The sequence below is a fragment of the Bradyrhizobium sp. BRP19 genome, from assembly GCF_020194195.1.
Classification (GTDB): domain Bacteria; phylum Pseudomonadota; class Alphaproteobacteria; order Rhizobiales; family Xanthobacteraceae; genus Bradyrhizobium; species Bradyrhizobium yuanmingense.
In genome coordinates, this window is the sequence record NZ_JADYVZ010000001.1 from 41,094 (window position 1) to 60,379 (window position 19,286).

The 19,286-nt window shown below is 66.7% G+C and carries 15 protein-coding genes; 8 read left to right on the top strand and 7 right to left on the bottom strand.

Annotated features, from left to right (window positions below):
* Positions 1-134: 134 nt before the first annotated feature.
* The 3 genes from I6F36_RS00215 to I6F36_RS00225 all read left to right on the top strand — a co-directional run bounded on the left by I6F36_RS00215 (position 135) and on the right by I6F36_RS00225 (position 4,797).
* Complete coding sequence (locus I6F36_RS00215; protein WP_225171078.1) at positions 135-1,979, top strand: extracellular solute-binding protein; 1,845 nt, start codon at positions 135-137, stop codon at positions 1,977-1,979.
* Positions 1,980-1,983: 4 nt separating this feature from the next.
* Positions 1,984-3,486 carry a class I adenylate-forming enzyme family protein gene (locus tag I6F36_RS00220; RefSeq protein WP_225170854.1) on the top strand — a complete coding sequence of 501 codons (1,503 nt, stop codon included), beginning with the start codon at positions 1,984-1,986 and terminating at the stop codon, positions 3,484-3,486.
* Positions 3,487-3,573: 87 nt separating this feature from the next.
* A complete protein-coding gene (locus tag I6F36_RS00225; protein WP_109143700.1) occupies positions 3,574-4,797 on the top strand; it encodes a hypothetical protein in 1,224 nt (407 codons plus the stop codon).
* Positions 4,798-4,929: 132 nt separating this feature from the next.
* On the opposite strand, the gene mfd is transcribed toward I6F36_RS00225, so the two are convergent.
* Together mfd and I6F36_RS00235 are read right to left on the bottom strand one after the other, a co-directional pair.
* Positions 4,930-8,448: a transcription-repair coupling factor gene (mfd, locus tag I6F36_RS00230; RefSeq protein WP_225170855.1), complete on the bottom strand. Its 3,519-nt coding sequence runs from the start codon at positions 8,446-8,448 to the stop codon at positions 4,930-4,932.
* Positions 8,445-8,735 (bottom strand): succinate dehydrogenase assembly factor 2, encoded by a 291-nt coding sequence (locus I6F36_RS00235; RefSeq protein WP_225170856.1) that lies wholly within the window; start codon positions 8,733-8,735, stop codon positions 8,445-8,447. The genes mfd and I6F36_RS00235 overlap by 4 nt, the downstream gene beginning before the upstream one ends.
* A 253-nt stretch (positions 8,736-8,988) precedes the next feature.
* On the opposite strand from I6F36_RS00235, the gene recG reads away from it, so the two are divergent.
* Positions 8,989-11,097: an ATP-dependent DNA helicase RecG gene (gene recG, locus I6F36_RS00240; RefSeq protein ID WP_225170857.1), complete on the top strand. Its 2,109-nt coding sequence runs from the start codon at positions 8,989-8,991 to the stop codon at positions 11,095-11,097.
* Between the two features lie 160 nt (positions 11,098-11,257).
* Here the strand turns inward: recG and I6F36_RS00245 are convergent, their stop codons facing one another.
* From I6F36_RS00245 to glmS, 3 genes are all read right to left on the bottom strand, one after another.
* The gene (locus I6F36_RS00245; RefSeq protein WP_225170858.1) at positions 11,258-12,115 is read right to left on the bottom strand and encodes an NAD(P)-dependent oxidoreductase; all 858 of its coding nucleotides are present in this window, start codon (positions 12,113-12,115) and stop codon (positions 11,258-11,260) included.
* A 103-nt stretch (positions 12,116-12,218) separates the two neighbouring features.
* Positions 12,219-12,989 (bottom strand): DUF502 domain-containing protein, encoded by a 771-nt coding sequence (locus I6F36_RS00250; RefSeq protein WP_225170859.1) that lies wholly within the window; start codon positions 12,987-12,989, stop codon positions 12,219-12,221.
* An 83-nt stretch (positions 12,990-13,072) separates the two neighbouring features.
* Positions 13,073-14,899, bottom strand: coding sequence for a glutamine--fructose-6-phosphate transaminase (isomerizing) (glmS, locus tag I6F36_RS00255; RefSeq protein ID WP_225170860.1), 1,827 nt, complete (start codon positions 14,897-14,899; stop codon positions 13,073-13,075).
* A gap of 220 nt (positions 14,900-15,119) precedes the next feature.
* Here glmS and I6F36_RS00260 point away from each other — a divergent pair, with 220 nt between their 5' ends.
* Positions 15,120-15,338: a hypothetical protein gene (locus I6F36_RS00260; RefSeq protein WP_225170861.1), complete on the top strand. Its 219-nt coding sequence runs from the start codon at positions 15,120-15,122 to the stop codon at positions 15,336-15,338.
* Positions 15,339-15,344: 6 nt separating this feature from the next.
* Here I6F36_RS00260 and glmU read toward each other — a convergent pair whose 3' ends face one another.
* Complete coding sequence (gene glmU, locus I6F36_RS00265) at positions 15,345-16,700, bottom strand: bifunctional UDP-N-acetylglucosamine diphosphorylase/glucosamine-1-phosphate N-acetyltransferase GlmU (RefSeq protein WP_225170862.1); 1,356 nt, start codon at positions 16,698-16,700, stop codon at positions 15,345-15,347.
* A 175-nt stretch (positions 16,701-16,875) separates the two neighbouring features.
* On the opposite strand from glmU, the gene I6F36_RS00270 reads away from it, so the two are divergent.
* From I6F36_RS00270 to I6F36_RS00280, 3 genes are all read left to right on the top strand, one after another.
* Positions 16,876-18,255 carry a hypothetical protein gene (locus I6F36_RS00270; protein ID WP_225170863.1) on the top strand — a complete coding sequence of 460 codons (1,380 nt, stop codon included), beginning with the start codon at positions 16,876-16,878 and terminating at the stop codon, positions 18,253-18,255.
* Between the two features lie 133 nt (positions 18,256-18,388).
* Positions 18,389-18,829 (top strand): MgtC/SapB family protein, encoded by a 441-nt coding sequence (locus I6F36_RS00275; protein ID WP_036012541.1) that lies wholly within the window; start codon positions 18,389-18,391, stop codon positions 18,827-18,829.
* A gap of 117 nt (positions 18,830-18,946) precedes the next feature.
* On the top strand, positions 18,947-19,102 hold the full coding sequence (locus I6F36_RS00280; RefSeq protein WP_162131179.1) for a hypothetical protein: 156 nt from the start codon (positions 18,947-18,949) through the stop codon (positions 19,100-19,102).
* A 35-nt stretch (positions 19,103-19,137) separates the two neighbouring features.
* Here I6F36_RS00280 and I6F36_RS00285 read toward each other — a convergent pair whose 3' ends face one another.
* Positions 19,138-19,284, bottom strand: a complete 147-nt coding sequence (locus tag I6F36_RS00285; RefSeq protein WP_156447140.1) for a hypothetical protein — start codon at positions 19,282-19,284, stop codon at positions 19,138-19,140.
* Between the last annotated feature and the right edge of the window lie 2 nt (positions 19,285-19,286).

Genomic DNA, 19,286 nt, shown 5'->3' on the forward strand with positions numbered 1-19,286 from the left:
CGATCGGGTGCCTTCTTAACGTGGCCGACGAAAAGATCAATGCCGACAAGCGTCTTTGGCCGGTCTGGCGCGAAAGCCCCATCAAATTCCCTGTGATAAGATTCGCCCGACGGTCCTCGAATCACCTTGTGCCGATGTTCATGTTCCAGCGCCTCTTCGAGGGCCCCGGCCTCCGCCTCTATACGCTTGCCCTTGCGCTTGCCGGGATACTGTCGGCGGGCACCGCCGCGGCCGAGGAGGCCCACGCGATCGCCATGCACGGCAAGCCGGCGATGCCCGCCGACTTCAGCCACATGCCCTACGCCGACCCCGATGCCCCCAAGGGCGGCCGTCTGACCTGGGGCATTCTCGGCACCTTCGACAGCCTCAATCCCTTCATCGTGAGGGGATTGGCGGTGCAGCCGGTCCGCAACTACGTGGTCGAGAGCCTGCTGGCGCGCGGGCAGGACGAGCCGTTCACGCTTTACGGCCTGCTCGCCAGGACCGTCGAAACCAATGACGAGCGAAGCTTCGTCACTTTCCGTCTCGATCCCCGCGCGCGCTTCTCCGACGGCAAGCAGGTCGCGGCCGAGGACGTGCTGTTCTCCTGGCAGCTGCTACGCGACCACGGCCGCCCCAATCACCGGCAGTACTACGGCAAGGTCGCCAAGGCCGAAGCGCCCGACCCCCTCACCGTCCGATTCGACCTGACAGGCGCCAACGACCGCGAGCTGCCGCTGATTCTCGGCCTGATGCCGATCCTGCCGAAGCACGCGATCGACGTCGCGACCTTCGAGGAAACGACGCTGACCGCGCCGATTGGCTCGGGCCCCTATCGCGTCACCGCGGTGAAGCCCGGCGCCAGCGTGACGCTTGCGCGCAATCCCGATTATTGGGGCCGCGACCTCGCCATCAATCGCGGGCTCTACAATTTCGACGAGATCCGGCTCGACTATTTTCGCGAGGCCAACGGGCAGTTCGAGGCGTTCAAGCGCGGCCTCTACGATTTCCGCGTCGAGCACGAGCCGCTGCGCTGGCACGATGGCTATGACTTTCCGGCAGCCAAAAGCGGCGAGGTGATCCGCGACACCGTCAAGCCCGGCCTGCCGCAGCCGTCCGAATTCCTGGTGTTCAACATCCGCCGTCCTGTCTTCGCCGACATCCGCGTGCGGCAGGCTCTGACGCTGCTTTTCGACTTCGAGCTGGTCAACCGCAGCTATTTCTTCGGGCTCTATTCGCGCGTGGCCGGCTATTTCGCCGGCTCGGAGCTGTCGGCCTATGGCAAGCCTGCGGATGCGCGCGAGCGTGAGCTGCTCAAACCGTTCGCCGCACGGATTACGCCCGACATCCTGGACGGCAGCTACCGCCTGCCGGTCACTGACGGATCAGGCCGCGACCGCACCACGCTGCGCGCCGCGCTGAAGCTGCTGTCGCAGGCCGGCTACGATCTCGACGGCACCGTGCTGCGCAATCGCGCGACCAAGAGCCCCTTCACCTTCGAGATCATGGTCACGACGCGCGACCAGGAGCGCATCGCGCTCGCCTTCCAGCGCGACCTCAGACGCGCCGGCATCGAGGCCAGCGTGCGCTCGGTCGATCCCGTGCAATTCGACCAGCGCCGGCTCGCCTACGAGTTCGACATGATCCAGAACCGCTGGGACCAGTCGCTGTCGCCCGGCAACGAGCAGTACTTCTATTGGGGCAGTGCGGCGGCGGACAATCCGGGCACCCGCAACTACATGGGCGCGAGGAATCCCGCCGTCGATGCCATGATCGCCGCCCTGCTCGAGGCCCGTGAACATACGGATTTCGTTGCGGCGGTGCGCGCGCTCGACCGCGCCCTGATCGCGGGCTTCTACACAATCCCGCTGTTTAACGTATCGGAGCAATGGATCGCGCGCTGGAATCGGATAGAACGGCCCAAGACCACCTCGCTCTCGGGCTATTTGCCGGAGACCTGGTGGTCGAAGGGGCAGCCGCAAGCTCATCAAGCGAAGTGACGCCGTGAACCAGCCAGCAATATCGCCGACGCTCGACACACTGTTTCAGCGCACGCTGATGCGGCAGCCCCACGCGACCGCCCTGCTCGATCCGCTCAACAAGGCACGCATCACCGGGCACCGGCCGCGGCGGATGACCTATACCGAGGCCGATACCGCCATCGAGGCGCTGTCGGCGCATTTCGTCGAATCCGGCCTGCCGGCCAATTCCGTCATCGCGATCCAGCTGCCGAATACTGTCGAGTTCGTGCTGACCGTGCTCGCGGCCCATCGCGCCGGCCTCGTTGTCGCCGTGCTGCCGCTGCTCTGGCGCCATGCGGAACTGACCGCAGCGCTCAACCGCACCGCCGCGCGCGCCATCGTTACCATGAGCACGGTCGACGGCGTCAGCTATGCTGATCTCGCCATGCACGCCGCGGCCGAGGCGTTCTCGATCCGGCACGTCTACGGCTTCGGAAGCGACCTGCCCGAAGGCATGGCTTCGCTCGACGACGTCCTGGCACGCCCGCCCGGCACCACGCGCGCCGTGATCCAGGACGGCCGCAAGGCGGCCATGATCTCCTTCGACGTCACGGCGGAGGGCTTCCGTCCGGTGCCGCGGCCGCATTTCAGCCTGATCGCGGGCGGCCTTGCGATGTCGCTCGAAGCGGACATCAAGCAGGGCGCGACCGTGATGGCGGCGTTCACGCCGATGTCGTTCGCCGGGCTCGCCTCCTCGCTCGCGGTGTGGCTGCTCTCGGGCGGCACGATGGCGCTGCATCATCCGTTCGAAAACGATGTGCTGGAGCAGCAGATCAACGAGCACGAATGCGAGGTGCTGATCGCGCCGGCGCAGCTTGCGCTACGGCTCGGCGATGCCGACCTCGCGGCGCGGATGCCCACTTTGCGCAACGTCATCGGCCTGTGGCGCGCGCCCGAGCAGGTCGCGGCGAGCGATGCCTGGATTGCGCCGCATGCGCCGCTGACCGACGTCTACCTGTTCGGCGAGGCCGGATTGTTCGGCGCCCGCCGCGGCGAGGACGGCATGCCGGTGCCGGTGATGCCGGGGCCGCACGGCACTCCGCGCGAGCAGTCCGGCTCCTCCATCGCCGGCGAGATCCTGCTGACGCCGAAGGGCACGCTTGGCCTGCGCGGCGCGATGGTGCCGATCGCGGCCTACGCCCCGCCGCAGCCGGTCGGCGAGACGCTGACGGCGCAGCCGCCGCGCGACTATGTCGACACGGGCTATGCCGCGCGGCTCGATCGCCCGAGCGGCGCGATCTGCATCACAGCGCCGCCCTCCGGCATCATGGCCGTCGGCGGCTATCGCTTCCTCTCCAACGATCTGCAGGAATGGGCGCGCCGGCTCGGCCAGGGCGCGCTGCTCACGGCGCTGCCCGACCGCCTCTCCGGCCACCGGCTCGCCGGGCGCGCCCAGGACAATGCCCGCGCCCGCGAGGCGCTCAGCGAGCTCGGGCTTAACCCCTTGATGGTCGAAGCTTTTCGCGACCGCTCCGGGCCGGTCTAGGCGCGGTTTCAGCGCCTGCGTTGACGCAGCATTAAGGCGGCCAAACTAGATTGCGGCGGCAAATTGTTGCGCGATCAGAGTTTTTACATGTCCCAGGCGGGCCCGATCCTGTTTGTGTCCGATGCCGAACGCCCCGCCTTCGTGGCGGCGCTGGACGAGGCCCGGCTCTTTCCCGTCGTCGACACCGACTGGACCAGCGCGCCGCGCGCGGTCGAAGAGGTGCAGCCGGCCGCGGTTCTCGCTGCGGTCCATGCCGGACACGAGCCGCATGTGACGCGGCTCGCAAAGACGATCACCGCTCAATCGCCTTACCTGCCCTTCGTGGCCCTGGATGCGGCGGGCACGCTGCCGCACAACGCCCTGCCCTTCTCCTCGCGCGGCGGCAATCCCGACCGGCTGATCGCGCGGCTCCGGGCGGCGCTGCGCGTGCGGACATTACACGCAACGGTTCTGCGCCGGCTGCCCGAAGTGAAAATCGCGCTGCCGCAGGGCGATCCCGCACGCGATGCCACCGTGCTCCTGATCGGCCGCGGCGCGGCTTACCCTGCGCTCTCCGTCGCGTTCGGCGAACGCGTCGGCGTGGTCGGTGCGCTCTCGATCGAGGCTGCCGCGAAACACCTCAACACCCGCGATCTCGACGGCGTCGTGCTCGCCGAAGGTTTTACCGCGCGCGTGACCGATGCGTTTCTGACCGTGCTCGCCGAGGACACCCGCTTCCGCAGCCTGCCCGTGGTCGTCACCGCCCACCAGCTCACCCAGAGCTACGACCTGCCCAATCTCGAGCTGATCACCGGCGAGCCGCCGAGGATCGCCGCCAACGCACTGCCCTTGATCCGCCAGCACGCCATGGAAGCGCAGCTGAGCCGCACGCTGCGCTCGATCGATGCCGGCGGCTGGCTCGATCCGCGCAGCGGCCTGCTCACGGTGGAAGCCTTCGCCCGCGATTTCGCCAAGGCGGTCGAGCAGACGCTCGCCCGCGGCGGCGGCCTCTCGGTCGCGCGCTTCGCCTTCGATCCCAACAATCCCCGCGCCCAGCTCGACGCCGCCCGCATCCTCAGCCGCCTGATGCGGCAGATGGATTTTGGCGCCGCGCAGAAGGACGGCTCGGTCATCGTCGTGTTCGCCGAGACCGACTTCCGCACCGCGCATATGATCGCGCGCCGCCTGTCGGCGGTGATGCGGCACACCTCCAACGGCAAGCACGAGATGCGCAGCGATCCCGTGGTCAGCGTGGACTCGCTGTCGCCGTCGGATACGGCAAGGTCCTTGCTGGCGCGACTGTCGGCGGACGCGTCAAGGGCGGCGTCTTAGCTTTCTCGCGGGCTGTCGCAATAACCACCGTCATTGCGAGCGCAGCGAAGCAATCCAGAATCCCTCCGCGGAAAGACTCTGGATTGCTTCGTCGCAAGGGCTCCTCGCAATGACGCGGTGAGGCCGGTGCCTCTACGCCGCCTTCTTGCTCTCGGCGAGCTGCGCCAGCTGCCGCATGATCTCCGTGGTGCCGGCAAGACGCTCTTCCGGGGTCTCCCAGTCCTGCAGGAACACCACCTTCATGTCGGGCCGCACCTTGGCGGCCTGGCCGTAGCTGCGGATGAAGCTCACGAGGCGCTCGGGATGGGCGAAGGAATTGTCGCGGAAGACGATGACGGCGCCCTTCGGGCCGGCGTCGATCTTCTCGACATTGGCCCGGCGGCAGAACGCCTTGATCGCGGCGACCTTGAACAGATAGCGCACCTCGTCCGGCAGCACGCCGAAGCGGTCGCGCATCTCGGCGCCGAAATTCTCGATCTCCTCTTCGGTGTCGAGATCGGCCAGGCGCCGGTACAGCGACAGCCGCACCGAGAGATCGCTGACATAGTCCTCCGGAATCAGCACGGGCATGCCGATGGTGATCTGCGGCGACCAGCGGTCGGCGGCGGGCTCGGAGACGCCGGCCTTGAGATTGACGATCGCCTCCTCCAGCATCGACTGATAGAGCTCGAAGCCGACCTCCTTGATGTGGCCGGACTGCTCCTCGCCGAGCAAATTGCCGGCGCCGCGGATGTCGAGGTCGTGGGAGGCGAGCTGGAAGCCGGCGCCCAGCGTCTCCAGCGACTGCAGCACGGTGAGCCGGCGCTCGGCCTGCGCGGTGATCTTCTGCTGCGCCGGCAGCGTGAACAGCGCATAGGCCCGCAGCTTGGAGCGGCCGACGCGGCCGCGCAGCTGGTAGAGCTGGGCAAGGCCGAACATGTCGGCGCGATGCACGATCAACGTGTTGGCGTTGGGGATGTCGAGGCCGGACTCGACTATGGTGGTCGACAACAGAACGTCGAACTTGCCGTCGTAGAACGCGGTCATGATGTCCTCGATCACGGCCGGCGGCATCTGGCCATGCGCGACCGCGACCTTCATCTCGGGCACGTTCTTGTCGAGGAAGTCCTTGACCTCGGCGAGATCGTCGATACGCGGCACGACGTAGAACGCCTGGCCGCCGCGATAGCGCTCGCGCAGGAGCGCTTCGCGGATCATCAGGGGATCGTGCGGGGCGACGAAGGTGCGCACCGCCAAGCGATCCACCGGGGGCGAGGCAATGATCGAGAGCTCGCGGACGCCGGTCAGTGCCAATTGGAGCGTGCGCGGGATCGGGGTTGCCGACAGCGTCAGCACGTGCACCTCGGCGCGCAGTGCCTTCAGCCGCTCCTTGTGGCTGACGCCGAAATGCTGCTCCTCGTCGACGATGAGCAGGCCAAGGTCGCGGAATTTGATCGCCTTGCCGAGCAACGCGTGGGTGCCGACGACGATGTCGACCGAGCCGTCGGCGATACCCTTCTTGACCTCGTTGAGCTGCTTGGTCGGGATCAGGCGCGAGGCCTGCGCGACATTGACCGGGAAGCCTTTGAAGCGCTCGCTGAAGGTCCGGTAGTGCTGACGCGCCAGCAGCGTGGTCGGCACCACGACCGCGACCTGCTTGCCGTCGAGCGCCACGGCGAAGGCGGCGCGCAGCGCCACCTCGGTCTTGCCGAAGCCGACGTCGCCGCAGATCAGGCGATCCATCGGGCGGCCCTTTTCGAGATCCTTCAGCGTGGACTCGATCGCGCCCAGCTGGTCCTCGGTCTCGTCATAGGGGAAGCGTGCGCAGAACTCGTCGTAGACGCCCTGCTGCACCGGCAGCTTCGGCGCTTCGTGCAGCATGCGTTCGGCCGCGATCTTGATCAGCTCGCCCGCGATCTCGCGGATGCGGTTCTTCAGTTTTGCTTTTCGGGTCTGCCAGCCCGAGCCACCGAGGCGGTCGAGCTCGACCGTGGTTTGATCAGAGCCGTAGCGCGACAGCAGCTCGATGTTTTCGACCGGGAGGAACAGTTTGGTCTCGGCGGCATAATGCAGCTCGAGGCAGTCATGCGGCGCGCCGGCGACGTCCAGCGTCTGCAGGCCGATGAACCGGCCGATGCCGTGATCGACGTGGACGACGATGTCGCCGGCGGTGAGGCTCGTCACCTCCGAGATGAAATTGTCGAGCTTGCGGCTGGCCTTGCGCGGCCGCACCAGGCGGTCGCCCAGAATGTCCTGCTCGCTGATGACGGCGATCTCGTCAGTCTCGAAGCCGCTCTCGAGGCCGAGCACGGCGAGCATGGTCTCGTTGCGCGGCGTCGCCTGCACCGTCCGCCATGAGTTGACGCTGGTAGCGTGGGCGAGCTTGTGGTCGCGCAGCATCGACGTCATGCGGTCGCGCGAGCCCTCCGTCCACAGCGCGATCACGACCTTCTTGCGCTGCGCCTGCAACGCCATGACGTGGCTGACGACCGACTCGAACACGTTGACATTGCTGTCGTTGCGCTCCGGCGCGAAGTCGCGGCCCTTGCGCGCACCCGCATCGACTATGCCAATGCCGTCGGTCGGCACCGAGAACGGCGTCAGCCGCGCCAGCGGGATCGCGCCGAGGCGCTTGCTCCATTCCTCCTCGGTCAGATACAGCCGGTCGGGCGGCAGCGGCTTGTAGATCGCGCCGCCGCCGGGATGCTCCATCGCCTCGCGCCGGGCCTCGTAATAGTCGAGGATCTGCTTGAAGCGCTCGCGCACGGCGTCCTCGGCCTGCGGCTCGATCGCGATCGCAGCGCCTTGCAGATAGTCGAACAGCGTGTCCATCCGGTCCTGGAACAGCGGCAGCCAGTGCTCCATGCCGGGATGGCGGCGCCCTTCGCTGACCGCTTCATACAGCGCATCGTCGCGCTCGGGCGCGCCGAACTCGGCGACATAGCCCATGCGGAAACGGCGGATCGTGTCGGTGACGAGCTGGAACTCGGAGACCGGCACGAGGTCGAGCGAGCGCATGTCGAGCAGCGTGCGCTGGGTCTCCGCGTCAAAGGAGCGGATCGATTCCAGGCTGTCCCCAAAGAAGTCGAACCGCACTGGCTGCTCGAGGCCGGCCGGAAACAGATCCAAAATGCCGCCGCGCACGGCATATTCGCCGGGCTCGCGCACGGTGGAGGAACGGTTGTAGCCGTTGTGCTCGAGCCAGGCGACAACGGTGTCCATCGGCACGACATTGCCCGGCGCGACCGACAGCGCCTGCGCCGCGACCAGCTCGCGCGCGGGCACGCGCTGCACCACCGCGTTCACCGTGGTCAGCACGATCAGCGGCTTGTCGCTGCCGGTGAGCGAGGCCAGCCGCGCCAGCGTGGTCAGGCGCTGGGCGAGAACGCCGCCATGCGGCGAGACGCGGTCATAGGGTTGGCAGTCCCAGGCCGGGAAGGTCAGCACCGGCAGATCGGGCGCGAAGAACCTAAGTGCGCGTTCGAGCGACTGCATGCGCCCGCCGTCGCGGCAGACCACGGCGAGGCTGACCGCCGGCTTCTTCGGCCGCGCCGCGATGGCACGGGCGAGATCGGAGACGACGAGGCCTTCGGCACCTTCCGCGACATTGGCGAGCGTCAGCGCGCGGCCGGGCGCGAGCAGCTCGGCCGGAGATTTCATCCCCTGCTTCATGCGTTGCCGTCCGCGATCGGGAACGCCTTGATGCGGGCAAACAGCGCGCCGGTGACGTCGGCCGGCAGCACCTTGTCACCGGTGATGGCGGCATAGAGATCGGGATCGTTGACCTCGAGCAAGGTCTCGAGATGGCTCAGCTCGTCGTCGGACAGATTGCCGATCTCGGCATCCGCGAAGCGGCCGAGGATCAGGTCCATCTCGCGCGTGCCGCGGTGCCAGCAGCGGAACAGAAGCCGCTTGCGGCGGTCATCCAGCCCGCTGCTCGATCGTGTCGTTCCCGTCATGTCTCAAATCCAGTCAAACGCAGAAAGCCCGGACGTGCCGGGCGGGGGTGATATAGCCACTCGGACCCCCGGTGTCAGCCCTTTGTTGCGGGAGGTCGTCCCTCCAATCCGTCATGGCCGGGCATAGCCGTCTGAAGGACGGCGTCGCTTCCGCTCGCCTATGTCCCGGCCATCCACGTCGCGCGGAAAAAAAGCCGTGGATGCCCGGCATAAAGCCGGGCATGACTGCGAGGAACGATCTTAGATTCCCCGAATGCGCCCCAGCCTGCTCAATCCACTGTTTGCTCCCGTGACCAGCCTGTCCGGCGTCGGTCCGAAGCAGGACAAGCTGTTGCAGTACCTGCTCAGCCGCAGCGAGACGCCGCGGCTGGTCGATCTGCTCTTGCATCTGCCGAGCCAGGTGATCGACCGCCGGACCCGGCCGAAGATCCGCGACGCGGCCGTTGGAACCATGGTGACGCTGGAGGTCACGGTCGATCGTCACCGCCCGCCGCCGCCGCGCAGTTCGCGCGCGCCGTATCTGGTCTACGCCAGCGACGATACCGGCGACGTGGTGCTGACCTTCTTCCGCGCCAAGCCGGGCTTTGTCGAGAAGCTCTTGCCGGTCGGCGAGAAGCGCTTCGTCTCCGGCACGCTGCAAATGTACGATGGCATCCCGCAGATCGTGCATCCCGATCGCGTGCTCGACGAGGAGGCGATCTCGAAGCTGTCAGGGATCGACCCGGTCTATCCGCTGACGGAAGGGCTCGCGCTCGGCTCGCTCCGCCGCGCGATCGCGCAGGCGCTGCAAAAGCTTCCCGCGCTGCCGGAATGGATCAGCCCGGAGGTGCTGCGCCGATGTGACTTCCCGCCGATCGCGGAGGCGCTCAATCGCGTGCACCAGCCGGTCGAGCTGACCGACATCTTGCCCGACCGGCCGTTCTGGTCGCGCCTCGCCTTCGACGAGCTCTTGGCCGGCCAGCTCGCGCTCGCCCTGATCCGCGCGCAGCTGCGCCGTCCTGCGGGCGTGCGCAATGCCGGCGACGGGCATCTGCGCAACAAGATCATCGATGCCCTTCCTTACGCGCTCACACCGTCACAGCGCAACGCTGCGGCGGCGATTGCCGAAGACCTCAAGCAGCCGCTGCGCATGCTGCGCCTGCTGCAAGGTGACGTCGGCTCCGGCAAGACCGTGGTGGCGCTGCTCGCGGCCGCCGCGGTCGCCGAGGTCGGCAAGCAGGCCGCGTTGATGGCCCCGACCGAGATCCTGGCGCGCCAGCACATCAAGACCATCGCTCCGCTCGCCGAGCGCGCGGGATTGCGGGTCGCGATCCTTACCGGCCGCGAGAAGGGCAAGGAGCGGCGCGAGATCATCACTGAGCTCGCCGACGGCGGGATCGACCTGCTCGTCGGCACCCATGCGCTGATCCAGGACGATGTCGTGTTCAGGGATCTCGCGCTCGCCATCGTCGACGAGCAGCACCGTTTCGGCGTGCGCGAGCGCCTCGCGCTGACGTCCAAGGGCGAGGCTGTCGACGTGCTGGTGCTGAGCGCAACGCCGATCCCGCGCACGCTGGTGCTGACCTATTTCGGCGACATGGACATTTCCGAGCTGCGCGAAAAGCCGGCCGGCCGCCAGCCGATCGATACCCGCGCCGTGCCGATGAGCCGCATCGGCGAGGTCATGGAAGGCGTCGGCCGTGCGCTCGAAGCCGGCAAGCTGGTCTACTGGATCTGCCCGCTGGTCGAGGAGTCCGAGGCTGAGGGCACCGAGCATCTCACCAACGCCACCAAGCGTTTCGAGACCCTGCAAAAGCGCTTCGGCGATCGCGTCGGCCTCGTCCACGGCCAGATGAAGGGCACCGAGAAGGACCGCGTCATGGTCCAGTTCGCCGCGCACGACATCGGCCTCCTGGTCGCCACCACCGTGGTCGAGGTCGGCGTCGACGTCCCGGCCGCCACCATCATGGTGATCGAGAACGCCGAGCGTTTCGGTCTTGCCCAGCTGCACCAGCTGCGCGGCCGCATCGGACGCGGCTCGGAGGCCTCGACCTGCATCCTGCTCTATGGCGAGCCGCTCGGCGAGATGTCGAAGGCGCGGCTGAAAGTGATCCGAGAGACCACCGACGGCTTCCGCATCGCCGAGGAGGACCTGAAGCTGCGCGGCGAAGGCGACGTGCTGGGAGTGCGCCAGAGCGGCCTGCCCGGCTACCGCATCGCGCGCCCGGAGGTGCATGGCCAGTTGATCGCCCAGGCAAGAGACGAGGCGCTGCGAATCCTCAAGGAGGATCCGAAGCTGAAGGGCGAGCGCGGCGAGGCGCTGCGCTGCCTGATGTATCTGTACGAACGAGACGAAGCGATCCCGTTGATCGGAGCGGGCTAACTTTGAGGCAGTGCCGCAAGGTTCGTGACAGACGCAAAGGCACCGGAACCTCCACGTCATTGCGAGCGCAGCGAAGCAATCCAGAATCTTTCCGCGGAGGCAGCCTGGATTGCTTCGCTGCGCTCGCAATGACGTGTTGAGAGAGCGAGAATGCGCGCGATCAGGCCTTCTTCCGCGCGATGCTCGCCGCGAAGGTCTTCATCAACGCGGCATCCACAGCCTCCCCCTTCGCATCCTCCGCCAGATGCTCGAACCACCGCGCAAAGCCCTCGTAGATCTGGCTGGCCGGATGATCGGGCCCGAGGAATCCTGAAATCTCCCGCATCTCGGCGACCCAGCGATAGGCCTTCGGGATCATGTCGGACAGCGCGACTTCGAGCCGCGCCAAGATGGCGGGCTGGCTCAGCGCGAGCTCGTCGCGCAGTGCATCGGCCGCGCCCGCCTTCGTGGCTGCGATCACCATCGCCGATCCGATGCCGGCGAGGCCCTTGACGATGCCGGCATAGGACATTTTCAACGCCGAGGCCGCGCCGACCGGGCCTTCGACGATCCGCACGTCGAGGCCGAGATCCCCAAGCACGGCAACGTCCTTGGCATGCTCGCCCGACATGTAGAAGGCCGGGCTCTTGCCACCTGGCTGCGGCGGAAAGCCGATGATGCCGGCATCGACGAACGGCGCCTGCGCCGACCCGATGATCTCCTCAATTCTTTGCACGGTATCGACATTGACGGCGTTGCAATCGACCACGACCGGCTTCTTCTCGCGCCTGACGATCAGCGCGGCCAGCCGTTCGGCCAGCGCGACGGCTTCGCCCGGCGGCACGATCGAGAGGATGATGTCGGCGTCCGCGATCGCATCGTCCTCGGCGCCGACCATTCCGGCGTCCGCGGCGCGTTTGCGCGTCGCCTCGCTCCGCCCCTTGAGCGACGTCAGCACGCGCGCACCGTTCTCGCTGAGGCGGCGGGCCACGGCGCTGCCCATGGCGCCGGGGGCGAGGATCGCAATGGTTTTGGACATCGTGCACTCCAGGTCGAATTCCGAGCGGCAGGTTCGGTCGACCTGAGCCTAGCAGAGGACGAATGCGCCCGCGTGAACGCGACCATCCCGCAACGGAATGGCCCTACTCCGCCTTCGCAGGCTCGGGCCGGAGCGTGGAGGCATTGGCGATACGCGCGGCATTCGCCATGCCCGCAAGCGCGGCCGCCTTCTTCGGATCGGGCGACGAGCCCGGCTGCACCACGCCGGCCGACATGATCAGCGTCGCGGCGTCCTCGGCGGTGAGATCGACCTCGATGATCTTGCTCTTGGGGACATAGAAGAAAAAGCCGGTTGTCGGGTTCGGCGAGCACGGCAGGAACACCGACACGTGCTCCTCCTGCCCCGGCAGGCTGCGCGAGATGTCCTCGTTCGGCGACTGCGAGATCAGCACGATCGACCACATGCCCGGCGAAGGAAACTCGACGAGGCCCACTTTCCGGAAGCTCGAGCCCTTGCCCGAGAACAGCGTCTCGAACACCTGCTTCAGGCCGCGATAGATCGCGCGCACCGCCGGGATCCGGCCGAGAAAGGTCTCGCCGACATCGACCAGCGTGCGGCCGATCAGATTGGCCGCGAGGAAGCCGACCAGCGTCAGCGTGAAGAATGCGACAATCAGTCCCCAGCCGGGAATGACGTAGGGAAGATAGGTTTCCGGCCGGTAGGCCAGCGGCACGAACGGCCGCACCACGCCGTCGACCCAGGTAACGAACCACCAGACCAGATAGAGGGTGATCGCAATCGGCCCCGTCACCACGAGGCCGGTCAGGAAATAATTGCGGGAACGGCCCATCAGGCCGGTATGCGGTTCCGGAACGGGATCAAGAGGCGCAGGCGCGTCGTCGCGGGGGGTCATTCGGGTTCCAGGTCGGTCGCTACCACAAGCTAGGGTCTTCTAGCAGGTTTTGGAAGAGAGCGGCCGATCGATATCCAGATTGCCTATTCCACGGTCACCGATTTTGCGAGGTTGCGCGGCTGGTCGACGTCGGTCCCCATCACGACGGCCGTGTGATAGGCGAGCAGCTGCACCGGGACGGCATAGACCATCGGCGTGAAGGCTGCTGCCATATCGGGCATGACGATGGTGACGAGGGACTCGACCGTCGCCTCCGCCGCGCCCTTGGCATCGGTCATCAGAATGATGTTGCCGCCGCGCGCGGCGACCTCCTGCATGTTGGAGACGGTCTTCTCGAACACGCGGTCGTGGGGTGCGATGACGACGACCGGCATGGTCTCGTCGATCAGCGCGATCGGGCCGTGCTTGAGCTCGCCGGCGGCATAGCCCTCGGCGTGGATGTAGGAGATCTCCTTCAGCTTGAGCGCACCTTCGAGCGCCAGCGGGAAGCTGGTGCCGCGGCCAAGATAGAGCACGTCGCGCGACTTGGCGATCCGGTGCGCTAGCTTCTCGATCTGGAGCTCGCTCGTGAGCGCATCGGCCATCAGGCGCGGAACCTCGACGAGCCCGTGGACCAGCTTGGTCTCGTCCTCGTCCGACAATTCGCCGCGCGCCTTGCCGGCCGCGATCGCAAGGTTTGCCAGCACCATGAGCTGGCAGGTGAACGCCTTGGTCGAGGCGACGCCGATCTCGGGTCCCGCCAGCGTCTGCAGCACCGTCTCGCTCTCGCGCGCGATCGTCGAGGTCGGCACGTTGACGACCGCGATCGTGTGCACGCCCTCGGCCTTGGCATAGCGCAGCGCCGCCAGCGTGTCGGCGGTCTCGCCCGACTGCGAGATGAAGATGGCGAGGTCGCCCTTGCGCAAGGGCGCCTCGCGGTAGCGGAATTCGGAGGCGACGTCGACCTCGACCGGCAGGCGCGCAAAGCGCTCGAACCAGTATTTGGCGACGAACCCGGCATAGCTCGCTGTGCCGCAAGCGGTGATGTTGATGCGCTGGATGTTCTTGAAATCGAACGGCAGCGCGACCGGCAGCGCGACGCGCTCGGTTGCCATGTCGACGTAGCGCGCCAGCGTGTGGCCGACCACCTCCGGTTGCTCGTGGATCTCCTTGGCCATGAAGTGACGGTAATTGGCCTTGTCGACCAGCGAGGTCGAGGCGGCGTGCCTGATCTTGTCGCGCTGGACGGCATGGCCGTCCTTGTCGAAGATCGCGGCGCTCTTGCGGGTCAGCACCACCCAGTCGCCGTCCTCGAGATAGCTGATCGTGTCGGTGAACGGGCCGAGCGCGATGGCGTCCGAGCCGAGATACATCTCGCCGTCGCCGTAGCCGATCGCCAGCGGCGGGCCGTTGCGGGCGCCGATCATGAGGTCGTTGTCGCCGGCGAAGATGAAGCCGAGCGCGAAGGCGCCGCGCAGGCGCGCCAGCGTCAGCTTCACCGCTTCCACGGGCTTATTGCCGCGCGTGAGCAAATCGTCGACGAGATGCAGCACGATCTCGGTGTCGGTCTCGGTGTGGAACACCGTGCCCTTCTTTTCGAGCTCCTCGCGCAGCTCGCGGAAATTCTCGATGATGCCGTTGTGGACCACGGCGACGCGCTCGGTCGCGTGCGGGTGGGCGTTGTTGACGGTCGGCTTGCCGTGGGTGGCCCAGCGCGTGTGACCGATGCCGGTGGTACCCTTGAGCGGCTCGGCCTCCAGCCGCTTCTCCAGATTCTTCAGCTTTCCCTCGGCGCGGCGGCGCTCCAGGTGCTTGCCTTCGAGCGTGGCCACGCCCGCGGAATCGTAGCCGCGATATTCGAGGCGTTTGAGCGAATCCACCAATTGCTCTGCAACCGGCTCGAGCCCGAGAATGCCGACAATCCCGCACATGCGGATCACTATCCCCCAAATCGTCGAAAAATCGCCTAAACGACACGCCCGGTTTTTAGCGAAAATCGCAGGGAACCAGATACTCAATAATTATTGCTGATTGAGACAGCACGGGCCCGCGACCGCTGCGTCGTCTGCGTCGAATTGGCCGGCTTAAACCGCGCACGTTAACCGATTGTCAATACATTTGGCCAACGATTCCGGTCAGGAGAACCAGGCCATGAAAGGCTCATCCGACCGCAAGGGTCTGTCGTCGATGAATCTGCGCGCCAGCGAGACCACGGGCACGCACCTTGCGCATTGGCCGCCGCCGCTGCGCAGCAAAGAGAACAAGCCCCTCTTCATCAAGCATCCCGAAGGCGAACCGGTGAAGCGCGCCAAGCCGCGCGGCTGGCGCCTGACCCGCGCGATCTTCTCCGAATTCGCCGACGAAGAATAGCGCCGCTCACGTCTCCGGCTTCTTGCCGCCGGTCTTCATCTCGCGATAGCGCGCCGCGCCGCCTTCCCGGATCGTCTGCGGGCTCCGCTCCAGCGCCATCGCGTCGTCGGGTACGTCCTTCGTGATCACCGAGCCCGAGCCGATATAGGCACCATTGCCGATCGTCACCGGGGCGACCAGCGAGGAGTTGGTGCCGACGAAGGCGCCCTTTCCGATCACCGTCTTGTGCTTCTTGAAGCCATCGTAGTTGCAGGTGATGGTGCCGGCGCCGATGTTGGAATTGGCGCCGACCGTGGCGTCGCCGATATAGGAGAGATGGTTGACCTTGACGCCGGCCTCCAGCGTCGCCGCCTTGGTCTCCACGAAATTGCCGATGCGCGCGCCGTCGCCGAGCGAGGTGCCGGGACGCAGCCGCGCATAGGGTCCGATCGAGACCTTCTTGCCGAGCGTCGTCTCGACGATGTGCGAGAACGAGTGGATCACCGCGCCGTCCGCGATCGACACGCCGGGGCCGATCACCACGAACGGCTCGATCGTCACGTCCTTGCCGAACACGGTGTCAGTGGACAGATACACCGTCTCCGGCGCGATCAGCGTGACGCCGGCCTCCATCGCCGCCTTGCGCAAACGCGCCTGCATTACGGCTTCGGCCTCGGCGAGCTGCGCCTTGGTGTTGATGCCGCGCACCTCGTCTTCGCTGGTTTCGATCACCACCGACTCCCATCCCTGCCTGCGGACGATTTCGACCGCATCCGTCAGATAATATTCGCCCTTGGAATTGGCATTGCCGATGTGCCCGAGAATGTCGAGCGCACGGCGGCCGTCGATCGCCATCACGCCGGCGTTGCACAAATCGATCTTGCGCTCGTCCGCGCTGGCGTCGGCCTGCTCGCGGATCGCAACCAGGCTGTCGCCCTCGACGATGAAGCGGCCGTAGCCGGTCGGGTCGGCGGCGCGAAAGCCGAGCGCGGCAATGGCTGCGCCGCGGGCGAGCGGCGCGCGCAGCCGCGCAAAGGTCTCGGCCGAGATCAGCGGCGTGTCGCCGAACGCGATGAGGAGATCGTCGGCGCCGCTCGCGATCGCCTCGCGCGCCGCCAGTACCGCATGCGCGGTGCCGAGCCGCTCGGCCTGCACGAAGGTCAGCGCGTCGGGACGGATGCGCTTGGCTTCATCCGCGACTGCCTGATGATCGGGGCCGATCACCACCGCGAGCGAGGTGCCGGTTCCCTTGGGTGCGGCGGCGAGCACGTGCGCGAGCAGACTCCGGTGCGCGACCGGATGCAGCACCTTCGGCAGGCTCGATCGCATGCGCGTGCCTTCGCCGGCGGCGAGCACGATCGTGAGGCTGGAACGGGCGGTCATCGAAATCCTGACAGCTATGGCCGAATCAAATTGGCGCGGACGGGCGGCAACCGCCCTCGGAAGCTATCGCCTTGCTACCCCCGCAAACGCCCGGAATTCAAGTGCGGCGCGCTTTTCCTGTTAATGTTCCCTGATTGATTCGGGGAAGCCGGACGGGGCTGGGCGCTTAACATTCATGGCAAAGGAATCCGACCCACTGGCGGACGCTTTCTCCACCAAGGAGACCGGCGGGCTGTTCTCCGGACTTTTGGCCGAGGAAAGCGCCTTCGACCGGCGCATGATGTGGCGGCTGGGCTCGTGGGGCGTGGCGGCCGTCGGCGCCGTCGTCATTGCCCTGATGGCCAACCAGGCCCAGCTCGGCTGGCGGCGCGACCAGGTTGCGTCCGCCGATCTCGTGCGCCAGGCCGACCGGCTGCAGCTGCTGACCAAGGAGAGCCAGAACGAAGCGCGCCGGCTCACCGCCGCGATCGAGACGCTGAACAGCGACCGCGACCGGCTGTATTCGCGCGTCACCGTGCTGGAGCAAGGGCTCGATTCCGTCACCGGCGCCATTGCCAAGCAAGCGGCCGCGCCGCCGCCGGGCGCGAAGCCGCAGGACGCAGCACCCGCGGCTCCCAATGTCGCGCCGGTCGCTTCGACGCCGACGGCGACGAGCGAGAAGCCGCGCAGCGAAGCCGCCAAGGATGCTCAGAAGGATTCGCCAAAGGATGCTCAGAAGGAAACGTTGAAGGAGCCGCCGAGCCCGCCGCCGCAGACCGCGGCCGCCGCCTCGCTCGTGCAACAGAATCCGGCCATGACTTCGGCGCTGCCGACCATTCCGCTGGTGCCCGCCAAGTCGCTCATGGCGCCACCTGATCCGGCCGCATCGAAACTGATTCAACCTGAGACAGCCGAGCAGAAGGCCGAGCCGGCGCCCGCCGCAGCCGAAATCGTGGCGGCAGCAACCAAGCCGCCAGAGCCAGCCGAGAGCGAATCCCCTGCCATCGCCGTTCAGCAGACGCGCTTTGCGATCGATCTCGGCGGCGCCAACTCGGTCGACGGCCTGCGCGCGCTCTGGCGCGGCGTGACCAAGTCCAACCCGGAGATCGCAGCGCTGCGGCCGATCATCATGATCAAGGAAGGCAACACCGGCCTCGGCATGCAGCTCCGCCTGGGCGCCGGTCCCCTGGTCAATGCCGCCGCCGCCGCAAAATTCTGCGCGGGTCTCGCCGAGAGCAATCGTCACTGCGAGACCACCGTGTTCGATGGCCAGCGCCTGTCGATGCGTGGCGGTCCGGACAAGGTACAAGACAAGACGCAAGAGAAGACTCAGGACAGAGTCCCGGACAAGGGTTCGGAGACAAGCCAGGACGCTGGCCCTCCAGCCGAAACGGCGCCTGTGTCGAGCGCGAAGCCTGAAAAGCCGCAACGCCGCCGCAGCTACTCCTCAAAACGCACCAAGCGCGACGAGCCCGCCCCCGCTCCCGCCGCGCAGCCGGCGCCAGCACCGGCGAAACCGGAGGCGGCAGCGTCGTCCGCGGGATCGACGCTGTCGTCGTTCTTCAGGCGACAATGACGCCTCGGTCCCGGCGCGCACGCAGCCAGCATGCGACCAACGGACGCTTGGACCTCGGCCGCGCTTGGCAGCAAGTTCGCAGGTCCATGTCCGACGTGCGCGAAGCGTCGCCCCTCCAGAAACGCGGGTCTTGATGAACGAACTGGATGATGTGCTGAGACTGCTCGTCGCGGCGGCTACGGGCCTCGTGATCGGCATCGACCGCGACATGAACGACAAGCCGGTGGGCATGCGCACCCTGGCGCTGGTGGCCTTGGGCTCTGCGCTGATCTCGATTTCCGTGATCGAGTTTCAGAATTTGCGCGACCACCCGGATGCAGTCTCGAGGGTGGTCCAAGGCATTGTTACCGGCGTGCTGAGCGGCGTCGGCTTCATCGGTGCGGGCGTCATCCTGCACGACGTCAAGGCCAAGACGGTTCATGGCCTCACTACGGCGGCGACTGTCTGGATCGCTGCCGGTCTTGGCATCGCCTGCGCGCTTGGCGCCTGGCTGCTGGTGGGCGCCGCCATCGCAGTCACGTTATTCGTGCTGTTCGCGCTCAGCTGGCTCGAACGTCGCCTGGGGTTGAAGTAAGTCTGGTAGTCGCACATGGCCGGTGAGCGGCTTCATGCCTCCGCCCAAGTACCAAATGATACGAACGAGACCAACCTGACACGGCACACTCCGTACCGGACTTGATTCGGAGCGGAGATGACGGACGCGAACTTTCTGCGGGAGCAACTCGCGTTGATCCGCGAACTGGCCGAGCGGGCCGATCCCCACATCAGGAAGCGACTGCTCGCCTTGGCTGAAAAATACGAGCGCCGGCTGGCGGAGCAGAGCCGGAACACGCAAGGTCGCAATTGATCGCCTGCTGATCGCCCCTTGGCGCAGGCGATGGCCTATTCCATGCGCGCCTTCTCCTTCAGATCGCGGATGCGCATCTCCGCCTCGTCCTTGGACTGGACGATGTCCGACCAATCCTCGACCCGCGCCTCCTTGCTCAGCCTCTTGAGCTCGCTCAGCTGCTCCTGCGTCGGCTTGTCCATGC